Below are 22116 nucleotides of genomic sequence, written 5' to 3'. Positions count from 1 at the left end.
TTCTTTCATAAGGATGTTAACTACATATATATATCCAACAGAAAGCGTTTTCAATCTCAAAAAATAAAAAAGAGGAAGATAGACCTACAAACAACCGGGTACCGTAGCAAGACTAACAACCTGACATTCTATAATTGGCATAAACAAAGAGATGGCTTATACCATCTCTTCAGTGTATAGACAAAGTCTTTCGCTTTTAAAAAAGAGCCGATAAGTGAAGCCGGCCGGACTTCGCTCCCCTTAGGGCAGTGTGGGAGTCTTCGTCCGGCAGGCTTCACTAAGTGGTGTTGAAGATCCATAAGCAAAGACCGAATAGACATTTTCTCTTTTTTAAACAGAAAGATGCGACCTTATTATCTCTATACAATCTTGTCGCAAGCCACTTGGCGGCGGGAGGGCGGCGCAGACTCCTATGGGACTAGCGGGCAGCGGAGACCGATGAAGCCGCCAGGCGAAGTCGGGCTCAGCGCCTGCCCCATGGAAAGCGGAGCTGCCTGGACGCCGCTAATCCATCCCATTCATGTGCACGGTCATCCATATCATTTGTCTACAGTCGAAAGAGATGGCTTATGCCACCTCTTATGTTGTACAGCTTGAATCAAATCTATCTCCAAAAATAAATCCGTCCGTCTCGCGGTAATCTACTAAAGTATGTTCTTCTAAATATCTTTCTGTGAATCGGTCCAGATGAAGAAACAAATCATCGCCAAGCGGGATAACCGTATCCCCGCGCCGCGGTTCCTCCCAGACAAGAGAAAAGCGGACGGAGACGCCGCATCCGCCAGACATCTCCGCATCAATTCTTGGCACATGTCCTTCAGCTGGTGAGGAGGCGAGCAGCTGCCGACGGGCGGCATCTGTCAGTACGATGTTCATGACTGAACCGTTTCCCGCTCGTAGCGAACGACCGGCTTCCGAGCTGCTTTCACTTCATCAAGCCGGCCGATAACCGTTGTATGCGGCGCATTCAGCACTGTTTCCGGATCTTCTTCTACCTCACGGGCAATGCGGATCATCACGTCCGCAAAAGCATCCAGCGTTTCTTTTGATTCTGTTTCAGTCGGTTCAATCATCAAGCATTCCTCTACATTAAGCGGGAAATAAATGGTCGGCGGATGATAGCCGAAATCAAGCAGCCGTTTCGCGATATCGAGTGTCCGGACACCAAGCTTTTTCTGTTTGGAACCCGACAGGACAAACTCATGCTTGCTGACCTGCTCGTACGGCGACACAAAGTATGGTTCCAGCTTTTTGCGCAAGTAGTTTGCATGCAGCACTGCACTTTCCGATACTTGGCGCAGCCCCTCAGGCCCCATCGTCCGAATATACGTATAAGCACGCACGAGAATGCCGAAGTTGCCATAATAGCCTTTCACCCGACCAATGGACAGCGGCTCCTCCCTATTCAACAGGAAGCGGCCGTTTCTTTTCTCCACACGCGGCACCGGGAGAAAAGGAATAAGCTTTTCTTTTACGCCGACCGGGCCTGCACCCGGTCCTCCTCCGCCGTGCGGTGTCGTAAAGGTTTTATGAAGATTTAAGTGGACGATATCGAATCCCATTTTCCCTGGCGTCGTCTTGCCTAAAATCGCATTTGCATTGGCTCCATCATAATAAAGCAGGCCGCCCGCTTCGTGAATCACACGGGCAATTTCGACAATGTCCTTTTCAAACAAGCCAAGTGTGTTCGGGTTCGTGAGCATCAGAGCTGCCGTGTCATCATCCACATGCTTTTTCAGCTCTTCCACATCGACAAGGCCATGTTCATTAGACGGAATGGTCACCGTACGGAAGCCGGCAACCGTCGCGCTGGCCGGGTTCGTACCGTGAGCAGAATCCGGCACAAGCACCTTCGTCCGCTTTTCTCCTCTTTGCTTATGGTACGCTTTTACCATCATCAGTCCGGCCCATTCTCCCTGGGCACCGGCAGACGGCTGGAGCGTGACAGCATCCATGCCGGTGATCACCGCCAGGTCCTCCTGCAGCTCATACAAAAGCTCAAGCGCTCCCTGCACGGTTGCTTCCGGCTGATATGGATGAATGCGGCTGAAGCCGTCAAGCTTTGCTACATCTTCGTTGATTTTCGGATTGTACTTCATCGTACAGGAGCCCAGCGGGTAAAAGCCGTTGTCCACACCATGGTTCTTATTCGACAGGGCCGTGTAATGGCGAACCAGCTGCAGTTCTGAAACTTCCGGGAGTTCCGGTGCTTCCCCGCGAATAAGATGTGCGGGCAGCTTCTCCGATAGGTTTACCGCGTCTACATCGCGTTCCGGCAGGCTGCAGCCGCTGCGTCCCGGTCGGCTGATTTCAAAAATAAGATCTGTGTAGGTGGTCATTGCACAATCCCCTCCAGCGCATGAATAAATGCCTCAATCTCTTCCTTTGTCCGCTGCTCGGTCACTGCGACCAGCATCCCATTCGGTTCTCCATAATCCGGTCCTAAATCAAAGCCGCCGATAAATCCTGCGTCAATCAGCGCGTCTTGAACGTCCGCAACGGGCTTCGGCAGCTGAACGACAAATTCATTGAAAAAGGGTGACTGATTAAGTACGGAAAAGCCTTTTTGCTGCAATAGCTTACAGGCATAATCGGCTTTTTCCAGATTCAAGACAGCCATCTCCCGCAGGCCGGTTTTGCCAAGGGCTGCCATACAAACAGCGGAAGCAAGCGCGTTCAGTGCCTGGTTCGAGCAAATATTAGACATCGCTTTTTCACGGCGGATATGCTGCTCACGAGCCTGCAGCGTCAGGACAAATCCCCGGTTTCCGTCTTCATCGGTTGTCTGGCCGACGATCCGGCCCGGCACTTTGCGCATCAATGGCTTTGTGACGGCAAAGTAGCCGCAATGCGGGCCGCCGAACGCCATCGGAATACCAAGCGGTTGCATATCGCCGACGACAATATCGGCCCCAAGCCGGCCCGGTGACTGGAGCAGGCCAAGTGCCAGCGGGTTGGCGCTCACAATCAGAAGGGCACCGTGCGCTTTTGCGATTCTTTTTACTTCCTGTAAATCTTCAATCGATCCGAAAAAGTTTGGGTATTGTACAATGACCGCAGCTGTGTCGCCATCCACTTGTTTGCCCAGCGCATCAAGATCCGTTATATCTTTGGAGAGGGCGGCTTCCTCCACCACATAACCCGGACCAGCTGCCACCGTTTGCAAAATGGCACGGGATTCCGGATGAACGGCGCGGGACACAACCACTTTCCTTCCTTTCGTATGCCCAACTGCAAGTGATGCGGCTTCTGCAAGAGCGGTAAAGCCGTCATACATCGATGAATTGGCTACATCCATTCCTGTCAGCTCACACACCATCGTTTGAAATTCAAAAATAGCCTGCAGCTCACCCTGGGAAATTTCCGGCTGGTATGGGGTGTATGCAGTGTAAAATTCCGAACGGGAGATCATATGGCCGACCACACTCGGAATGTAATGGTCATAGGTGCCGGCTCCAAGAAACAAAGGCAGCTCCATATTTTGGCGGGTCATATTTTTCATTTTTTTCCATAGAGCCGGCTCCGGCAGTGCATCCGGAATGGCAAGCTCCCCGTCAAGGCGGATGGACGCTGGCATATCAGAAAACAGTTCGTCTATAGATGAAACGTTTAAAAACGACAGCATCTCTTTTTGGTCCTGGTCTGTATCAGGCAAGTAGCGGAATGTGGACGTCATACGTTTCTCTCCCTTTTATAAAATGGCGTTTGAACAACGATGGCTTCTGCTCTTTTCCCGCGGATCTCTATGAAAAATTTAGTGCCAACACCTGAGAAATCTGTTTGAACAAGCGCGAGGCCGATCGGCTTTTGGAGCGTTGGCGAATGGGTGCCGGATGTAACAACCCCTATTGGCTCGCCCATTTCAGATAAAATGCGATACCCGGTTCTCGGGATACCCCGGTCAATCATTTCAATTCCGACAGTTTTGCGCGAAAGTCCCGTTTCTTTTTGTTTTTTCAACGCTTCCTGTCCGATAAATGCCGCTTCTTTCGCTGTTTTAACAGCAAAGCCGATGCCTGCTTCAAGCGGGCTGATTTCTTTTGTCAGCTCCTGGCCATAAAGCGGAAGCCGTGCTTCTAAGCGCAGCGTATCCCGCGCACCAAGGCCGCATAAAGGAATCCCTTCTCCGGCCAGCCGCTGCCAGAGGGCAACGGCTCCTTCTGCCGGCACATACAATTCAAACCCGTCTTCCCCTGTATAGCCGGTGCGGGAGATGAGCACGCCTTCCACACCGCCGACAGAAGCGGAATCTACAAAACGAAACGGACGGATAGCGGAAAGATCCGTGTCCGTAAGCGGCTGAAGCATTTGGACTGCAGCAGGCCCCTGCACAGCCAAAAGCGCCGTTTCATCTGATAGATTGGTGATAGTCACTTCTTCTGCGAGATGCTGCTTCATCCATTCAATGTCCTTCTCGATATTGGCGGCGTTTATCACGAGCATAAAGGCTTCATCTGATTTCTTATACACAAGCAAATCATCGACTGTGCCGCCGTCTTCATAGCACATGGCGGTATATTGGGCGCCCCTTGCCTGAAGCAGCGTCACATCATTGGTGAGAAGGCGGTTTAAGTACTTTTCCGCTCCTCGGCCTTCTACAAGTACTTCTCCCATGTGCGATACATCGAACAGCCCGGCATGGCTTCTTACCGCCTTATGCTCGGCCAATATACCTGAAAACTGCACTGGCAGTGCCCATCCGCCAAAATCAATGACTTTGGCGCCGTACTTTTCATATTCAGCAAAAAGCGGTGTTTTCTTCGAGTCCATCCTTCCAGCACCCCCGTTGATCGTTTTGGTCCAAAAAAAAGACAGAGAAAAGGTATGATCCTTTTCTCTGTCCGTTTACCTGAGAGCTTAATCCAATCTGGATTTTCCCCTTTGGTGGCATGACTATGCGCCATGCTCTCTCCAGAGCTGCGTCCGATTGAGGTCCTTGTGCCTGAGAGATTCGTTTCAAGGCTTTTGAAACTTGCTCCGTCGGCGGCATGTATGCACTCTCCCTCAGCCGTCATCCGCGTATATTCATTTGACACTTTCATCTTAATGAATCAAAACACCTTTTACAAGTATTTTCTGAAAAATGTATATTGTCAGATTTTATGACCGTTCAGTTGACATATTCATCTAAAAAGAAATTTGCTTTCAATAAAAAAACCCGGCACTTAGCGGCCGGGCTTCCACTGCTTTCTTCACAACAGCGATGATGGTTTATTTTTTGCTTTCAATTAAAATATTCACCGTTTTCCCCATAAAAGAAGGAGCGGCATACGTTCTGCCATACTGCGAAATGGAAACCACTCCGCCTGATACGTTTGCAACTTTTTGATTCAGCACTTTCCATGTAACAAGCGGCGTTACATCTACACGCTGCCCGCTGGACAAAAGAGCCGTAACGGCTACTTTTTGCACCGTTCCCGGTTTTCCGGCTACACGTTTTGTGCTGACACTCAAGCTGCGCACGCTGGCATCTACCGTGATATTCACCGTTTTGCCGCCGTATAGTCCGGAAACGGTTGTTTTGCCATAGTTTTGAATCGTGATGATTCCACGGTTAACGGTCGCTACTTTACTATTAGCCGTTTTCCACTGCGCCGCTTCCGTAATATCCACTTTGCTTCCATCTGCACGTACAGCCGTTAACTGAACCGCTTTTGTGTCCTGAGGCTTTCCTGCAATAAGCGTTGTGCTGGCTGTAAGAGGCCGTACTGTCGCATCAACCGATACCTTTGCCGTTTTACCGCCGTCTGCTGCACTGATCACTGCTTTACCGAACTGGTGGACCGTAATAACGCCGCCTTCAACGGTAGCAACAGCTGGATTGCTCGATGTCCACACAGCTTCTTTTGTACGGTCCGCTTTTGTCCCATCCGTATGAGAAGCTGTAAGCGTAACCGCTTTTGTCTCACCTGGCAGCGCTGAAACCGAAGTAGTACTGACTGTGAGGCTGGAAACTGTCGGGCTTACAGCTGGAGCGGATTGAACGGTTTGCGCGGCGGCACTCGCCGGCGCCTGCATTAATCCATAGCCAAACCACGGATCTCTTCCCGCTGTGCCCAAATCCTTGCTTGTATCTTTTAAAATCGCCCGAAGGCGGACAGCATCGGATGTCGGATTTGCCTGCTTCAAAAGCGCAAGCTCACCGGATACGTACGGCGCGGCCATCGATGTACCGCTCATGCGCGCATATCCGTTATTCAGATAAGTAGAAACAATGCTTTGTCCCGGCGCAGCAATTTCAACCGTGCTTCCAGTGGAAGAAAAGGACGCACGTTTCAAAGAAGAATCTACAGCGCCAACAGCAATCGCCGAGTCATAACGTGCCGGATAATCCACGGTGTCATCTGTTCCAGAAACCGATCCGTCATTTCCTGCCGCCGCTACGACCAAAATGCCGCTCGCATACGCTTTATCGACCAGTGCCTGGAAAGCGGCCGAATTGGTTTGTGTGCCAAGACTTAAGTTGATAATATCCATTTTATTTGTAATGGCCCAGTCAATGCCGGCTAAAATGCTCGACAAACTGCCGGAACCGCTTTTTTCTAATGATTTAACCGCATACACATCTGCATCCGGTGCAACTCCTTTTGTGCCAAAGCCGTTGTTCTCGGCTCCAATAATGCCGGCTACGTGCGTGCCGTGCCCGTTATCATCCTGATAGGACGTTGTATAAGAAACAAAAGATGCACCGCCTGCAACTGCTAAATCCGAATGCGCGGCCACTCCTGTATCTACAACAGCTATTTTTACACCCCTGCCCGTAAAACCTGCATTCCAGGAAACCGGTACATTGGTGGCGCCAATACCCCAATCCAGTGTGTCGGCCGATGCGTGAACCGTAATATCTTTTTCTACACGGATCACATCTTTATCCTGCTTCAGCTCTTTCACTTCATCTGCTGGAAGTGTTACGGAAGCGATCGGCAGCTGCTTAAACGTCTGGTCAATTTCCCCTTCCGCCTCTGCAATCGCCTTTTTATCTACTTTCTCATCAAAAATGACAATGACATTTTGTTTCTCTTCCTGCGCGGCAAACGCAGCATTTGGACCAAAAGAAGCAACAAGCAACCCAGTGGCTAACAAACTAGCTGCAGCTTTCTTCATGATGAATTTCCTCCCTGGCAGCTGGCTGGCATACCAAAACGGCTTAGCCCCTATAGCTTTGCGTCTCTGCATTTCTACAGATTTGCCTTTTCAAATTAAAGCAGTCGAAACTGCCTATCTTTATATCGGAGAATCTTCACCGAACTTAAGCTCGTTTTCTATCTTTTTTTGCATATTCACGAAAATATGTCCATAAAAAAAAGCATATCTCTTTTTGGGCCGGAAAGTGCCGCGGCCGGGCCGGATTCTCTTTTTTCCGGCCTTAGTGGACCACAATCCGGCCATAATCAGCTTTTTCCGGCCATCACAGCCCATAATCCGACCGTAATCACCTTTTTCCGGCCATAAAAAAAGAGCTGTCTCATCAGCCAGTTTTCCGGCTTAGAGACACCCCTTTTTTAACGGCTTAACACCCGATTCACAGACTGATAAATCATGTCAGCGCCTTTTGGCGTTAAATGCGTGCCCGAAGAGTCGATTAATCCTGATAGGATCAACTTCTGATCGGTCGCGCCGCCGGCTGCCAGATTCATATTTTGATAGTTATCGATCAACGCTACCCTTTCTTCCTTGGCCACCTTACGGATGATGGCATTGTAAGAATCATTCCACTGCCGGGCACCATTGTATTTCTGGTACAGCTTCTCGTCGTAGCGTTTATAAAACACCCCTTGAACAACAGGCGGTGTCGTCATCAGCACAACACGAATCTTCTTCGCTTTCAGCGTGTCGGTAAAGTAGCGGATATTCTGTTCAAACTTTGTCTTAGAAACACGCGCCTGCCCGTTGGACCGGATCACGGCATCATTTGTCCCAAACATAATCGTAACTACATCCGGACGCTTGTTTAACACATCCTGCTGAAAACGATCGCGCCCCATGACCGACGTGTCGCCACCAATGCCTGAATTCACAACGGTATATGTCTGCCCGAGCTTTGCGGCCCATTTTGCCGCCTGCGGGTAAGATGGATTCTGCTTCCAGTTCGTTCCCTGCGTGTTGCTATCACCGAAAGCGACAACGATTGTTGATTTCGCTGTTTTCAGCTGGCTTGACGGGACGTATGCCCTGCGGTTTTGAAAGCGGATCTCCGACCATCCGCCCGGCGCCTGCCCGTAAACAGATAGGGCAGTATATCTGGACAGTGACCCGATTACTTTCGCACGCGGACTTGCATTCTCCCGTACCGATAAAGAAGAAGCCATAACCTTTGCCGGCATCGGCTCGGCTGCTTTGGCTGTATTGCTAAACACTGCTGCAAGTGTGAAAAACAACAGCACAGCAGCTAGTACATGATATTTCTTCAAAACAACTTCCCCCACTTACTAGTATAATAGTCTCCAACAAACGATTATACCATATTTTATGAATTAGTATGGATAGGACTGGGAAATTTATAACACTTATGCTAGCATGCTAGCATAACAGAATCTATGGGAGGTTATACGATGATTACGCTTCGCCGTGTTCAAAAAGCATTTCAAACCGGCAGCAGCAGGCAAGACATTTTGCGCAGTGTGGACTTACAGATCGATCCAGGAGAATATGTCGCAATCATGGGAAAATCCGGCTCTGGAAAAAGCACACTTCTGAACATACTCGGTGCGCTCGATTCCACTGACTCAGGTGAATACATACTAGCCGGCAAGCCCGTGCATAAAATGCGGCAGTCGAAACGGACTGCTCTTCGAAACACCGAAATCGGATTTGTTTTTCAGCAATTTCAGCTTATTCCGAATCTATCTGTTTATCAAAATGTGCTTCTCCCCCTTACATATGGACGAAAAAAACTGGGAAGAAAAAAAGCGCGGGTTCTGCAGTTGTTAGAAGAAGTAGGACTAGCCGATAAAAAAAAGCAAAAGCCTTCCCGGCTGTCCGGAGGAGAAAAGCAGCGGGCTGCGATCGCACGGGCGCTTGTGAATGAACCGTCGATTCTGCTGGCGGATGAACCGACGGGAAGCCTAGATGAAGCAACAACTGAAACGATTTTACAGCTGTTTGACCGCGTTCATCAGCAGGGCACGACGATTGTGGTCATTACCCATGATCAGGAAGTGGCAGACCGTGCGCAGCGGGTCATTCATTTAAAGGATGGTGTACTCGCATGAGGCTTGGAAATGCATTAAAGCTCGCCTGCTTCGGTCTTTGGTCGAATAAATTTCGCGTCCTGTCCGCCATGATGGGCATTGTCATTGGTCTTTTTGCGGTCATTGTCCTTATTGCCATCGCCGTAGGCGTAAAAGATACCTTACTGAAACAGATGGGAAGCCTCGGTGCCGAGCAAATTCTTGTTATGCCGGGCCGCGTCCTCGATTCCGCGAACGGGCAGAAGGACTTTTTAAGCGGCATTACAAGCGTGCCCAGCACGTTAACATACGAAGATGCCAAAGCCGTTGAAGCGGTGCCGAATGTAAAGTCGGTGACACCACAGCTCGAAACCGTTTCGAAAGCAGCGTATGGAGAACAAAACGTCCAGGCCGTTCTCGTCGGCAGCACCCATCAATACAGCCGTGTTCAGCACGCTGACCTGGCAGAAGGACGCTTTTTTACAGAGGAAGAACAGCAGTCGAAGAAAAACGTGATTGTCCTTGGCAGCAACATTCACGACGCGCTGCTAGGAAAAACAGCCGAACCCCAGTCTGGAAGCACGGGAATCTCGGCTCCTCAAGAAAAAACGTGGTGGCAGCGTGCCCTCGATTCGTTGATGGCAGGTACCGTTGTGTCTGCTGAAGAAAAGACGCTGGTCGGCCAAAAGCTGACAATCGGCGAAAAAGAATACACGGTTATCGGTGTACTCGAACCGAATGCCACACTCGGTTCAAGCACTGATAACAACATCGTTATGCCGATTGAAACGGCGCTCGCCAACACGGATATGAAGTATTTAAACAAAATGATTGTCGAAGCGAACAGCACCAATGTAATTGATCAAGTAGATGGTGCGGTGTTCTCCGCAATCAAACAAAATCATAAAGAAATCGATTTTAGTGTGGTCAAGCAGGATCAAATGCTTGGAGCCATTGATAACGTGACCGTGATTTTACAAGTGATGCTGCTCGGTATTACCGCTGTTGCGCTGTTTATCAGTGGTACTGGCATTATGAACGTCATGGTGATGTCTGTGAGGGAACGCACCCGGGAAATTGGCATTCGCAAAGCGATCGGTGCCACCACCTTTGAAATTATGGCCCAGTTTTTCTTTGAAACCCTCCTTCTTTGTGTGATCGGCGGCTTATTTGGCATTGGCCTCGGCTATGCGTTTATTGAACTATGGAATCACTACGTTGATGCGTTTACACTGACCCTCCCACTATGGGCCATTCAGCTGGCTCTCGGCTCTACGATTGTGATTGGCGGTTTGTTCGGCATTTATCCTGCTCTCAAAGCAGCACGAATGAAACCGAGCCATGCGCTTCGGTTTGAATAACGAAAAAAACGGGCTTATCCAGTTGGATAAGCCCGTTTTTAAATGATAAGCCGCTTCCTGGGCCGGAATTGTCACATTTGGGCCGGAATCTGCTTCGCCTGGGCCGGAAAAAGTATTTTCCGGCCGAAACGCCCGATATTCCGGCCCAGCATCCAAGATTCCGGCCCAACACAATGTTAGTTTGTTTTTTCTAGTCCCCGGTTCAAGAAAATGCTGAAGTCAGCGCGCTTGATCGGTTCACCCGGCCGGAACGTGCCATCCGGGAATCCTTGCGTAATGCCGGATGCAGCCAGTGCATTCACGGAGCTGTATGCAAACGTGCCGGCATTATTGTCCGGGAAATAATTCCGGTTTGCTTCTGGAAGCTTAAGCGCCCGTGCTAAAACGGCAGCCATTTCGGCCCGTGTCAGCTTTGCCTGCGCATCAAACGTACCGTCTGTCCGGCCAAACATAATCCCGGCCTGTGTGACAGCGGCAATGCTTCCATAAAACGCATACGTCTTTGGTACATCAGAAAAACCTGGATCTTTCACACCGTCTGTCGGCAGCTTCATCGCACGCTGCAGCATAATCGCCGCCTGCACGCGCGTTAAGGTTTGCTGCGGTCCAAACGTGCCGTTCGGAAAGCCGCTGACCACGGCCCGGTCTACAAGCGACACAATATCCCTTTCAGCCCGGAAGTCCACCGGCACATCACGGAATAATTCTTCTTTGTACGAAGTGCCATAGACCGCTTTTAAGGAATCCACATAAACGCCCGGCTTCGAAGAAGAAAGAGCGGACAGCTTCGTCCAGCCTGCCTGCACCGGTACGCGCACATTCTTCCAGCCGTTCCATGTTACGCTTCCGAAAGACGCTTGATGAGCTGTTCCCTTTGCATCAAGGAACGTACCGATTATTTCCGCTCCGTCTGCCTGTCCGTATACACGCAGGCTGACAAACGACGGGCTGCTGGACAGCGCGATCGGCTGGACTGGCCGAACAGTGCCATCTACTTTCAGAGAGCGGCTGCCGTCATAATAAAACGTACTGACAGACGGAACCGACCAGCTGACGCCTTCAAATGAATCGAGTACACTCGCCCGGCTTTCCGGCTGCGCTTGAACGGTAATCGGCAGTTTTACCTCGGCATTCCCTTTTTTAACTGAGATGAATCCAGAACCTGATCGAGCAGCCGTAAAGGTTGTACCGGATACAGTCCCAAGATCGGAGGTAATCGTCACATTTTCCACTTTAACCGGATTTCCGTATTCATCCATAATCGAGTGAATATTTACGCCAACCGTTTCCCCAACGGCAAGCGGTGCATCCGATGACAGGCTCGCATTGATCGTCGTTGGCACACCCTTTGGCGCAGTCGTAATGGCCATTAAAAAGGTTGATACCGGCCGCTCACCCCACGGGTCAGACGGCTTATTTTGAATCGTTGCTGTAAAATCACCCGGCTCGCGTGCCAGCATCGTAGTGGAACCGCCGCCGTCCATATTAAGCGCTCGATCATAGCCAAGTGACCGAATGTAGGCCGCAAATTCTGATAAACTCATACCGGTGCTGTAGCCCGGCTGGCGTCCATCGACCGTAATAAACGCTACTTTTTCGCCCGTTTGATCAATTGCCACAGCCGTACGCGGTGCTCGCTCGCGTGCTTTCGGGCTGTTCGGGTTCATCGTCAGCGCTACTTTCCCGTCTTTCACAAGCAGCGGCCCGCTGCCGATCATAAAATCAGCTCCCTTCCATTTCTCATCCACATCGACCGACACGGATACGGTATCACCGATTTTCATGCTGCGGAGTGCTTCCGTTTCGGTTCCATGCGCGGACAGAACAAAGCCGTCCTTCGGAATCACCGCTCCCGCTGTTTGTCCGTATGGGCGGAAGCCCGTCACTTTACCGGTTAACGTGCCGCCAAACTGAAGCGACGGGTCACCGGCTCCGGATACGATGACTTCATAACCGTACGGGTTAGTCGTCGTTACACCGGATGAAAAGTTGGGCGTATATACCATCGTCGTATTCGGATAACGCTGACCGTTATGGCCGGCCATCGTTCCGGTCGTTCCATTGTGCGCATATGTAAAAGTCGTAGAATAAGAGTCAATCTGTCCTTTTCCTTCTTTGTTGATGCTAAAGGCGATTTTCTCGCTGACAAACTCATCCTTGCTCGTTTCAATCATGCCGCCGTTCACTAAGTAGTTGTCGATCGCGACAAAATAAAGCGGCATCGGCTCCCGATTAAAAAACGAACCGTTAATCGCCCCGATCACTTCATGCCCTTCCTCGCTTGCCGCAAGTGCCTGCTTGGACGTCTGCACCAGCTTATTAAGCGGATCCGGCACCCCCGCCTGAACTTTTGTGTACGGGTCTGTCGTATCGATTTCCATTACGCGAACCGACTGAGGTACGGTTCCTTCCTCTACAATTTCGGTGTACGTTACCCCATTCGAAACATCAAACTCATCCGTAACTGCCGCCTGTGCCCACGTCGGAAACAGCAGCATTAGTGCCAGCAGTCCTAACCTTACCCTTTTCATGGAAAACCTCCCTGCTTTTTGAAACTAGTATAGCATAGGCAGATTAAGAGAATAGCGGTCTTCTAGAAGAGAATGTAAAAAGTTAAAAAAGAGAAAATCAAAAGAAAGTATTGCTTGACCAGGAAAATTCAACTATTCTTTTAAAGGCATGTCTCAATTCCAAGGTAAAATGAGGGTCATTTTTCCTATATATACATTTTAGAAAGAAGGTTTCATGTTTGTCCATTCAAAGAAAGATTATTAGTTTGCTTGTTGTGCTGATTGTTTTACTTCTCGCGTGCTCCAGTCTCCTTCAATGGATCGAGTCCCGGTCCTTAAAAAAAGAAATGGATGCCGCTGCTGTACATATGAATGAAAACTCTCAAAAAAGTGTCGAAGAAGAACTAACCGAATTAACGGCCAATATGTCAAACCACCTCGTTTCGCTTGAAGAACAGGTGGATAAAACGATGTTAAACGCGGCCTATACCCTTCAGCAGATGGATACTGCACGCCAGCTGACCAACGCGGATCTGGAAGCAATCGCCAAACAAACCGGCATGACGGATCTTTACCTGGCGGACCGGCAGGGTGTGTTTACGCAATCTACGGAGGAAGCTTCACTTGGGCTGAATTTATTTTCCTTTAACGAAGCGTACCGCTCGGTTCTCGACGGTAAAACGCCAGTTATTGCGGAGCCGCTTATTTTAAAGCAGGAAACGATGGAAATCTTCAAGTTTATGATTGTTCCAAGAGCGGATGGACGCGGCGTACTTGAAGCCGCAATGAATGCCGATATTTTTGAGGCATCCTTAAAAACCTATATTCAAAAAGGAAATGGGATAAAAGGCATTTACATGCTCAGTCCAGACGGGCTTGTGTTAACAGGAAATACGGCAGAGGGTGAAAAACCGCTTTGGAAACAAGGAGACACCATCCAAAACGACAATATTGGAGCCGTGCTGAAAAGCGGAAAGCCGCAGATGCATGTGAACCAGCAAAAAGCGGATATTTTTTATCCTATGATGAAAAATGGAAAAGCGGCTTACGTGCTGTCTGCACAAATCGATACCGCTCCTTATTTCGCCAATGCTTCTATAGCCCAAAAAACGCTCAGTGAAGTCGAGCAGTCGCTGAAGGATAATATTGTTCAATCGATCGTCAGCACTCTTTTAATTGCCTCATTATTTTCTGCCGTTTTCATCTGGATCGTGAGACGGACGTTAAAGCCGCTCCGCGATATGGCGGATCAATCGGAAAGAATGGCCGCAGGAGATTTACGGACAGAAGGCACGGTTCTGCACAGCGAGGATGAAATCGGGCGCTTGTCCGCTTCATTCAGCAAAATGACCGGACAGCTGCGTCATGTGATTACCCAGATCTCTACGCATACCGAGCAAGTAGCGGCTTCCTCCGAGGAGCTAACGGCCAATGCCGAGGAAATGAGCAGCGCGTCTGAACAAATTTTCTCCACGGTAGCCGGCGTCGCAGCAGCTGCCGATGAGCAGCGGCAAAGCGTTGAGGATATGACGCGGACGGTTGAAGATATGTCAGCCGGGGTCGGACAAATCGCTGAACGCTCCGAGCAAATGCTGCACAGTGCCGGTGAATCTCTTTCCAAGTCACAGGAAGGAAGCACGTCGATTCAAACAGCCGTAACTCAGATGCATACGATCCAGGAAACCGTACATGAAACGGCTTCTGTAATTGAAGAGCTCGGCAGGCGCTCACGCGAAATTGGCACGTTCACAGAGGTTATTACAACCATTGCCGGCCAGACGAACATGCTGGCACTGAATGCAGCAATTGAAGCAGCCCGGGCCGGCGAGCACGGCAAAGGCTTTGCGGTTGTCGCCGAAGAAGTGCGGACGTTAGCCGAGCAGTCATCCGAATCGGCGGCCCGGATCAATGGACTAATTGCCACTACCCAATCTGAGATCACCCGCTCGGTTCAATCGATGAAACGAGTGATCGGCGAAGTCGCGGCAGGAATCGAATCCGTTCATCATTCCGGTGAGTCTTTCCAAAGCATTCACGCGGCGGCCCGGGAAGTATCGGACCATATCAAAGCGGTCTCCGCCTCTGTGAACCAGCTTCAGTCAGGCACCGAGCAAGTTCAAGAAGTGATTCGCCTCGTAACCTCTCATTCGCATGAAACGGCCGCCAGCACCCAGCAGGTCTCTTCTTCAACGGAAGACCAAATGGCCGCGATGCAGGAAATTTCATCGTCTTCCGCATCGCTTGCTTCCATGGCCGAAGAGCTGCAAGCTTTAACGAGTACCTTTAAAGTGTAACAAGAAAAACCGCCCTGTATGCCGGGGCGGTTTTTTCTTGACCATTTTCTTGTTTTCGTGACCCATTCTACGTTTTCGTGGCTAACTAACTATCTTAGCCGTCAACGCCTGCCGGTTAGTTGATTCTTTTTCTTGGACGGCTTCCTACCTTCATGTAGAAGCTTCCTTCATCCAGTGTTTTAAAGAATTTGATGCCTACCCATTTTAGCGGCGTCCAGATCTCCTTCATACTGTATAACGGCATAATAGATGCCCTCCTTTAGATGAGTGTCCGAGACCGTATTCGATAACTGGCTGGCATAGATTTTCTTTAGCCCCTATAGTTTTGCGTCATCACTTTTCAGCGATTTTGCCCTTTCGCACAACGTTCGTGTTGTCTTTATTATAAAGCAAAAAACCCTAAGAATATAGGTATATTCGTTCGACAATTTCCAACAAACCGCGTCGTTATAAGGTTTTTTGTGTCCTTTCCAAAAACACACTTTCGACCTATACCGCTAAAAAATCTCTTATATTTTGAATGATATTCATTTAAAGTAATTTAATTTTCTGCCACCATGCAATGAATCCACTACACACACTGTAAATATAGGATTTCACAGAAACAGGAATTTTAAAACCCGCCTACAGGAAGGAATGAAAAAATATAAACAAAAAAGATACATATCCAAAAAGGAAAAAATAAACAGTCTATTTTCTTAACAATAGGTGTAATTAGCACTAGTTTCACCAATAGAAGGCTTAATGCTATATATCTATAACAGCCCATTCTTTTTTAACCATCATTTCTACAGGAAAAACAATAGAAAACGCACCGTCCAATAATAAAAGGGCAGTTCCAAATAACGATGCTTTCCTGTATGATTTAATCAATAAACGTACCGAAAAAACATTCCTGTGTTCAGAAAACTCAAAAAAGCAAAAAATAAGCAATGGAGTGAAAAAGATGCACCCATTAAATGAGCTTTCTGCCTCTTTTATTGAGCACAATCGGGACCCGATTCTGCTGCTGGATCTGGACGGAACGATCATGTTAGCCAATCGAGCATTTTCCCATATGCTCGGCTGGCAAAAGGATGAGTTAGAAGGCTTAAATATTTTCAGCTGCCCATCGATTCCACCCCACCTGGTCGAGCAAATGCAGCAGTATCATGACCGCATCGTCCATGCGCCGGCCGCTGCTTCGGACGACGAGAAAAAACGGTCTGCCCTGGAAACGATCCGCATCTCCAACGATGGAAAAGCGTATCATATGATGCTTTCCATCACGCCGATCTTCACTGACAGCCAGGAGCAGAGCAACTGGGCGGTTCACCTGCGGGATATTACGGAGCAAAAAGAACTGGAAAAGCGGCTGCTTCGCGCTGAAATTTTAGTGTCCGCCGGAAAAATGGCGGCCGGTATCACGCATGAAATCCGCAATCCGCTCACTGCAGTCAAAGGATTTTTACAGCTCATGCAAACAGAAGGAACATGCAAGCCCGAATATCTTTCTCTTATGAGCGGAGAAGTGGACCGGATTGAAGCGTTTGTCGATGAAATTTCCCTGCTGGCAGCGCCAACAGCCTCACCCTGTGTCGAAACAGATTTAATCAAGCTGCTGCAATCGATCATTTCCCTGCTGGATACACAGGCGATTATGAGCCGGGTAAACATCCAATTTGATTTCGAACCGGTTCCGTCTATTTCATGCAGCCAGGAAAGCATTAAAAAAGCGCTGTTTAACATTCTTCAAAACGGAATTGAATCAATGCCAGCAGGAGGGCTTCTGTCCATTCATTTAAAAAAACTGGACAACACGATTTGTATCGAAGTGATCGATGAAGGGGTAGGTATTGCTGAAGAGCGGCTTCCAAAGCTTGGCGAGCCGTTTTATTCCAATAAAGAAAAAGGTATCGGCCTCGGGTTAATGCTTACCTTCAAAATCATGCAGCAGCACAGCTGGGCTATTGGCGTGAAAAGCCAGCTGGACCATGGCACCCGTGTAACGATCTCGATTCCGCTGGATACCCAGCACGAAAAAAGCCGCCTCATTTAGAGGCGGCTTTTTCCTATTTTACTCCGTACTCATAAATATATAAGCCGCGGCCCAGCCGTACAACACGGTCATACTCGGGCTCTAATGCTTTCATAAAGGAACTCATGTTTGAAATACGCTTTCCGGTCGCTCGTTCGACAAACTCCTGAATTTCCACTGCACGAACCGGTTCCTTTCTTTCTTTTAAATAGGCAACGGCCACCTCGCGCAGCTCATGTACATTTTCTCTCGGGCGGCGGCTTACTGTATGCTCCTTCTTCCTGCCTTCACTGTTTTCCAGCTCTTGCAGCCTTTTTAAAAGCTCGTCCCGCTCTTCCTGCATTGCTTCCAGCATCTGTGCTTCCATTTGACCAATTTGGCTTAGTCTCGTTTTAATCGCTTGTTGTTCAGTAAATCTTCCGCTCAAAATGGATCCCGTTCCCTCCTAGGAAACTACAGATATTGTTTCCTAACATTTCATACTGTTCCATATTATACTATAAACGAGTAACTTTTGGTCTATTTAAGTTACTAAAAAACAATAAATTTCTTTGCATTATTTCGTAACTATAAGAACTCATTTTGTGCGCTTTCTCTCGATTTAAACCATTATTTTGCTTTACCTTACACGTGCGACAACACTTTTTTCTCGTATACATACATACCGCGCCCGAGCTTGCGGACTTCTTCGTGTTTTGGCATCAGCGCATTCATAAATGCACTCATATTGCCAATATGGTGGCCGGTCTGATCCTTCACAAACTGCTGAACCGCAAAGCCGCGGACAGGACGCTTTTCCTCTTTTAAATACGCCACAATCACTTCCTGCAAATATTCTACATACGCTGACCGCCGCCGTTCTTTTACACTGCCGGCTCTCTTTTTTGCATTCGGCAGTTCCATCATCGCCAGCCTGAGTTCCAACTGCTTTCGTTCCTGATCAAAATACCGTCTAATCTCTCTTTCTGTTTGGTCAATTTGATGAAGCCGATTCTGAATCGCTTCCCGTTCTCCAAACACTGCTTTCATCGCTGCCCCTCTACTTTCTTCGAATTAAAAATGTATTAATTGTAAATGTTTAAAAATATACGGAAATATAGTACTTTTATCATAGTTAATGAATAAAAAAGTAAATAAATCAATCAAATACATACAAAATGTGACAACCGCAGTTACATCTTTTCCCCACTGCTGATTCGGTTTCTGACGCCTTGATTCATCCCTTTTATCTGCAGGCAGAAGCACCATTCAGCCCTTTGTTCTGTATCGTGTTTTTATTATAGTAAAATAGTTCTTTATAAAGAACAAAATAAGCGAAAATTGAGATGGATGGCCTTTTATGAGAAAGTAAGGTCATCGAAACTTTTTTATGACTCTAAAGATCCAATCATTGCTTCTTATAAAACCCGCTTGAAACGCTGCAGCATTTATTTTGATACTGAGACAACCTATAAGTCTATTATCCTACAAATTCTAAAAAAATCCACATTTTTCTATCGACAAATTGTGACACCCCTGTCTAATACGACGGCCAGGCTATTCAAATAAGCATAAAGCATTCAGCATATTCGAATCATCCCTTTCCATTTACCTATAGCTCAAACCAACAAAAAAAGAACTGGGATATTTCTCTAAACACCCAGTTCTTCCTTTTATAAAGATTATAAGTCATTCACTTACTTTACACTTCCAGCTGTTAAACCTTGCAGGAAATACTTTTGAACGAAAAGGAATACAACGATAAGCGGTGCACTGGCCATGAAAGACAAGGCCATCAACGCATTCCATTCGGTCGTAAACTCCCCAATCAACATGCCGATCCCGATCGTAAGCGGCCGGACACTAATCGAATTCGTGAGCACGATCGCAAATAAAAATTCATTCCAAGCCAGGATAAAGGTATACACACCCGTGGCAATTAACCCTGGCAGGCTTGGCGGAAGAATAATATGGAAGAACGTCCGGAAAGGGCCGCAGCCATCGATTTTAGCTGCTTCGTCCAGTTCATACGGAATCGTGGTGATAAAATCACGCATCATCATAATGGAAAAAGGCAGCGCAAATGATGTGTAAGCCAGAATAAGAGCAAAATAACTGTTGTACAGGCCAACACGGGTAATAAACAGAAAGTATGGGATGACGAGAAGCACCATCGGGAACATTTGTGTCACCAAAATGTATGTAATGGCAGCTCTCTTCCCTTTAAATTGAAATCTGGAAAATCCGTAGCCCGCCAATGCAGCAAACAAAAGACAAACAAACGTCACGGACAGAGCTATAATATAGCTGTTTACAAACAGCTTCATCAGCTCTGCATTCTCAAACACCTTTCCGAACGCCTCCAGCGTCCAGTTTTGCGGCAGGATCGACAGCGGCATGGAGAACACCTCGGTGTTGGCCCTGAAAGACACACTGACCATCCAAAAAATCGGAAGAAGCGCGATGCTTCCCAGTACGATTAAAGCAGCATACGTTGTGTATTGCGGCCTGCTTGTCATCTTACGCTCTCTCCTTTCGAATCGATGCCCGAATGTACAATGAGGAAATCACAATCATGATCATCAGCATGAAAATAGCGGTCGCAGATGCATAGCCAAAGTCAAGTGTTCTAAATGCATAATGGTATACGTATGTGGATAGAATTTCGGTTGAATTTACCGGTCCTCCGCCTGTCATGAGAAAAACAAGATCAAAAGAGCGGAAATTCCAGATAAATTCTAACACCGCTACGGTTAAGATGATGTTTTTAATCTGGGGAATCGTAATGTAGAACAGCTTTTGAAAAAAGCCAGCGCCGTCAATATCGGCTGCTTCATATAAATCGTGCGAAATGGTCTGCAGGCTCGCTAAAATCATCAGCATCATAAACGGAAAACCGCGCCATACGTTGGCAATAATGACGGCAAAAAGAGCGGTTGTTTCATTGCTTAGCCACGCTGTCTGCGAAATCGTCTCCAGTCCAATTCCTTTCAGCAAGTAGTTGACAAGTCCGAATGGATTAAACATGAGCATAAAAATCGCAGCCACGACGGTAGAAGAAGTCAGCCATGGAAACATGAGCAGCGCCCGGAAAACGCCACGAAATTTCGAGTTGATTGGCTGGTTTAATAAAAGAGCGAAGGTCATGCCGGCTGTCAGCCCAAGAAGCACGCTCGTAAAAGTAAAAATGACTGTATTTTTTAGGGCGTTCCAAAACAGCGGGTCGACGATAAAGTGGCTGTAATTCGCCAAACCGGCAAAAACCGGATTCGCTTTGTCCGTGTAATCATAAAAGCTCATTTGAATCACCTGGAAAAGCGGATAGCCTGTTAACAGAATCAAAAGCGTCATCGCCGGCATAATAAAGGAAACTTTTACGAAGAATTGCTGCAGGTTCTTTGCTTGATTCCCTGCCGGCTCCTCGTTACTTTTCAGAAAGGGGAGGCTCTTTGAGAGCCCCCGCAGACCATCACTGCTCAGCTTTTTCAAACGCTGCATTCCAATAGGTCGCTGCATCGTCCAAAGCCTCCTTCGCTGTCTTTTTATCTGTTAAATAGTTTTGCACCTCAATCGTAAATTGCTTTCTTAAATCATTTGCCTGCGGCAGGAAGTTATCGATAACTTCTACCCGATCTGCCGTTTCCGCTTGATCGATAAACACCTTCAAGTACGGATCTTCCTGGAAATAAGGGTCCTGCATCGTTTGTTTATTGTACGGGAAGAAGTTTGTCGCTTTATCCCACAGCAGCTGTCCTTCTGCGCTGCCCATAAACTCAATAAACTTCCAGGCTGCTTCTTTGTTTTTCCCTTTTGATGCCAGAGTCAGGACCGAGCCCTGCGCAATCGTGCCTGTTTGTTCACCAGCTGGTAGAGGCACGACACCAAATTCTAAATCGGGGTTTAAGCCTTCTTGAATTTTAACGCCCCATGGGCCTTCAAACATAAAAGCCACATTTCCTGCTGAGAAGTTCGCCCGTTTTTCTTTTTCGCCTGCACTCAATTCCCCAGGCGTTGTGACTTTGTGTTCTTTCACTAACGACTTATAAAACTCGAGTGCCTTTACGCCTTCTGGAGTATTAAAAGCCGCCCGGTTATTTTCGATAATTTTGCCTCCAGCTTGAAGGATAAACGGGAATACCTCGTAAGAAATAACCGTTGGCGGCTCTGCAGCCAGGTTACCTGTCAGCGCATATTGATTTTTGCTCGTATCCGTTAATTTAATCGAGGCAGCTAAAAACTCGTCCCACGTTTTCGGCGGCTCTACGCCTGCTTCTTCAAGAAGCTTTTTATTATAAAACAGGGCAATGTTTCCGTTCGTAATCGGAATGCCGTAGCGCTTACCTTTCCACGGCTGTGTCATCGGGCCTTCAATGGCCGCCTGGTAATCTTCCGGCAGCTTCTCGATATACGAATCAATCGGGTCAATCATACCCGCATCCGCAAACTCTGTTACCCAGGCGCCCGAAGCCGTAATGACATCCGGCGGCATACCCGCTAAATCCAGGGATAAGAGCTTGTCATGCTCTTGTGCAAAAGGAATATCTTCAATGATGAGTTCAATATCTGGGTGTTGTTTTTCAAAAGCGGCTTTTACTTCGTTGATTTTGTCGGGACCTTGTTCATTTACCCAGTGCTGCATCCAGCGCACCTGTGTTCTTCCGTCGTCGCTTTTGGATGCTTCCTGCTCTGGTTCAGAACCGGCTGTATTGGATGTTGAAGGGGGGGAGCATGCAGTCATTAATAAAGAAACAGCAAAGAGCGTTGAAAACCATTTTTTCTTCAAAA

The 22116-nt window shown here is 48.0% G+C and carries 17 protein-coding genes and 4 riboswitches; of the genes, 4 read left to right on the top strand and 13 right to left on the bottom strand.

Annotated elements, in window-relative coordinates; genetic code table 11:
• Positions 1-579: 579 nt before the first annotated feature.
• The 6 genes from RG959_RS05565 to RG959_RS05540 form a co-directional block, all read right to left on the bottom strand.
• Complete coding sequence (locus RG959_RS05565) at positions 580-876, bottom strand: iron-sulfur cluster biosynthesis family protein (RefSeq protein ID WP_251274260.1); 297 nt, start codon at positions 874-876, stop codon at positions 580-582.
• Complete coding sequence (gene gcvPB / locus RG959_RS05560) at positions 873-2339, bottom strand: aminomethyl-transferring glycine dehydrogenase subunit GcvPB (protein WP_342796281.1); 1467 nt, start codon at positions 2337-2339, stop codon at positions 873-875. Before gcvPB ends, RG959_RS05565 begins: the two co-directional genes overlap by 4 nt.
• Positions 2336-3676, bottom strand: a complete 1341-nt coding sequence (gene gcvPA / locus RG959_RS05555; RefSeq protein ID WP_342796280.1) for an aminomethyl-transferring glycine dehydrogenase subunit GcvPA — start codon at positions 3674-3676, stop codon at positions 2336-2338. The genes gcvPB and gcvPA overlap by 4 nt, the downstream gene beginning before the upstream one ends.
• Positions 3673-4770, bottom strand: a complete 1098-nt coding sequence (gcvT, locus tag RG959_RS05550) for a glycine cleavage system aminomethyltransferase GcvT (protein ID WP_342796279.1) — start codon at positions 4768-4770, stop codon at positions 3673-3675. Before gcvT ends, gcvPA begins: the two co-directional genes overlap by 4 nt.
• 65 nt (positions 4771-4835) lie before the next feature.
• Positions 4836-4917, bottom strand: a riboswitch (glycine riboswitch).
• Positions 4918-4920: 3 nt separating this feature from the next.
• Positions 4921-5015: riboswitch (glycine riboswitch) on the bottom strand.
• Between the two features lie 196 nt (positions 5016-5211).
• Complete coding sequence (locus RG959_RS05545) at positions 5212-7104, bottom strand: S8 family peptidase (protein WP_342796278.1); 1893 nt, start codon at positions 7102-7104, stop codon at positions 5212-5214.
• 13 nt (positions 7105-7117) lie between these two features.
• Positions 7118-7201, bottom strand: a riboswitch (cyclic di-GMP riboswitch).
• A 301-nt stretch (positions 7202-7502) separates the two neighbouring features.
• Positions 7503-8411: an SGNH/GDSL hydrolase family protein gene (locus RG959_RS05540; protein ID WP_342796277.1), complete on the bottom strand. Its 909-nt coding sequence runs from the start codon at positions 8409-8411 to the stop codon at positions 7503-7505.
• A gap of 141 nt (positions 8412-8552) precedes the next feature.
• Here RG959_RS05540 and RG959_RS05535 point away from each other — a divergent pair, with 141 nt between their 5' ends.
• Both RG959_RS05535 and RG959_RS05530 read left to right on the top strand, forming a co-directional pair.
• Complete coding sequence (locus RG959_RS05535) at positions 8553-9212, top strand: ABC transporter ATP-binding protein (RefSeq protein ID WP_342796276.1); 660 nt, start codon at positions 8553-8555, stop codon at positions 9210-9212.
• Positions 9209-10531: an ABC transporter permease gene (locus RG959_RS05530; RefSeq protein WP_342796275.1), complete on the top strand. Its 1323-nt coding sequence runs from the start codon at positions 9209-9211 to the stop codon at positions 10529-10531. Before RG959_RS05535 ends, RG959_RS05530 begins: the two co-directional genes overlap by 4 nt.
• A 176-nt stretch (positions 10532-10707) precedes the next feature.
• Here the strand turns inward: RG959_RS05530 and RG959_RS05525 are convergent, their stop codons facing one another.
• The gene (locus RG959_RS05525) at positions 10708-13062 is read right to left on the bottom strand and encodes a phosphodiester glycosidase family protein (protein ID WP_342796274.1); all 2355 of its coding nucleotides are present in this window, start codon (positions 13060-13062) and stop codon (positions 10708-10710) included.
• Between the two features lie 218 nt (positions 13063-13280).
• Here RG959_RS05525 and RG959_RS05520 point away from each other — a divergent pair, with 218 nt between their 5' ends.
• Complete coding sequence (locus RG959_RS05520; RefSeq protein WP_342796273.1) at positions 13281-15335, top strand: methyl-accepting chemotaxis protein; 2055 nt, start codon at positions 13281-13283, stop codon at positions 15333-15335.
• A 115-nt stretch (positions 15336-15450) separates the two neighbouring features.
• Here RG959_RS05520 and RG959_RS05515 read toward each other — a convergent pair whose 3' ends face one another.
• The gene (locus RG959_RS05515) at positions 15451-15579 is read right to left on the bottom strand and encodes a hypothetical protein (RefSeq protein ID WP_285881935.1); all 129 of its coding nucleotides are present in this window, start codon (positions 15577-15579) and stop codon (positions 15451-15453) included.
• A gap of 38 nt (positions 15580-15617) precedes the next feature.
• A riboswitch (cyclic di-GMP riboswitch) is annotated at positions 15618-15699 on the bottom strand.
• 582 nt (positions 15700-16281) lie between these two features.
• Between RG959_RS05515 and RG959_RS05510 the strand changes: the two genes are divergently transcribed.
• Positions 16282-17373, top strand: a complete 1092-nt coding sequence (locus tag RG959_RS05510) for an ATP-binding protein (protein ID WP_342796272.1) — start codon at positions 16282-16284, stop codon at positions 17371-17373.
• Between the two features lie 13 nt (positions 17374-17386).
• On the opposite strand, the gene RG959_RS05505 is transcribed toward RG959_RS05510, so the two are convergent.
• The 5 genes from RG959_RS05505 to RG959_RS05485 all read right to left on the bottom strand — a co-directional run bounded on the left by RG959_RS05505 (position 17387) and on the right by RG959_RS05485 (position 22114).
• Positions 17387-17779, bottom strand: coding sequence for a Rok-like winged helix domain-containing protein (locus tag RG959_RS05505; RefSeq protein WP_342796271.1), 393 nt, complete (start codon positions 17777-17779; stop codon positions 17387-17389).
• Positions 17780-17976: 197 nt separating this feature from the next.
• A complete protein-coding gene (locus RG959_RS05500; protein ID WP_342796270.1) occupies positions 17977-18381 on the bottom strand; it encodes a Rok-like winged helix domain-containing protein in 405 nt (134 codons plus the stop codon).
• A gap of 647 nt (positions 18382-19028) precedes the next feature.
• A complete protein-coding gene (locus tag RG959_RS05495; RefSeq protein ID WP_342796269.1) occupies positions 19029-19850 on the bottom strand; it encodes a carbohydrate ABC transporter permease in 822 nt (273 codons plus the stop codon).
• 1 nt (position 19851) lies between these two features.
• The gene (locus RG959_RS05490) at positions 19852-20847 is read right to left on the bottom strand and encodes a carbohydrate ABC transporter permease (protein ID WP_342796268.1); all 996 of its coding nucleotides are present in this window, start codon (positions 20845-20847) and stop codon (positions 19852-19854) included.
• Entirely contained in the window at positions 20801-22114 is a 1314-nt protein-coding gene (locus RG959_RS05485; protein WP_342796267.1) for an ABC transporter substrate-binding protein, read from the bottom strand. Before RG959_RS05485 ends, RG959_RS05490 begins: the two co-directional genes overlap by 47 nt.
• Between the last annotated feature and the right edge of the window lie 2 nt (positions 22115-22116).

The sequence above is a fragment of the Domibacillus sp. 8LH genome (assembly GCF_038806185.1).
In the GTDB taxonomy this organism is placed as follows: Bacteria; Bacillota; Bacilli; order Bacillales; family Domibacillaceae; genus Domibacillus; species Domibacillus indicus_A.
The sequence above is the reverse complement of the archived record's forward strand: the minus strand, read 5'-3'. Positions and strand labels throughout refer to the sequence as shown.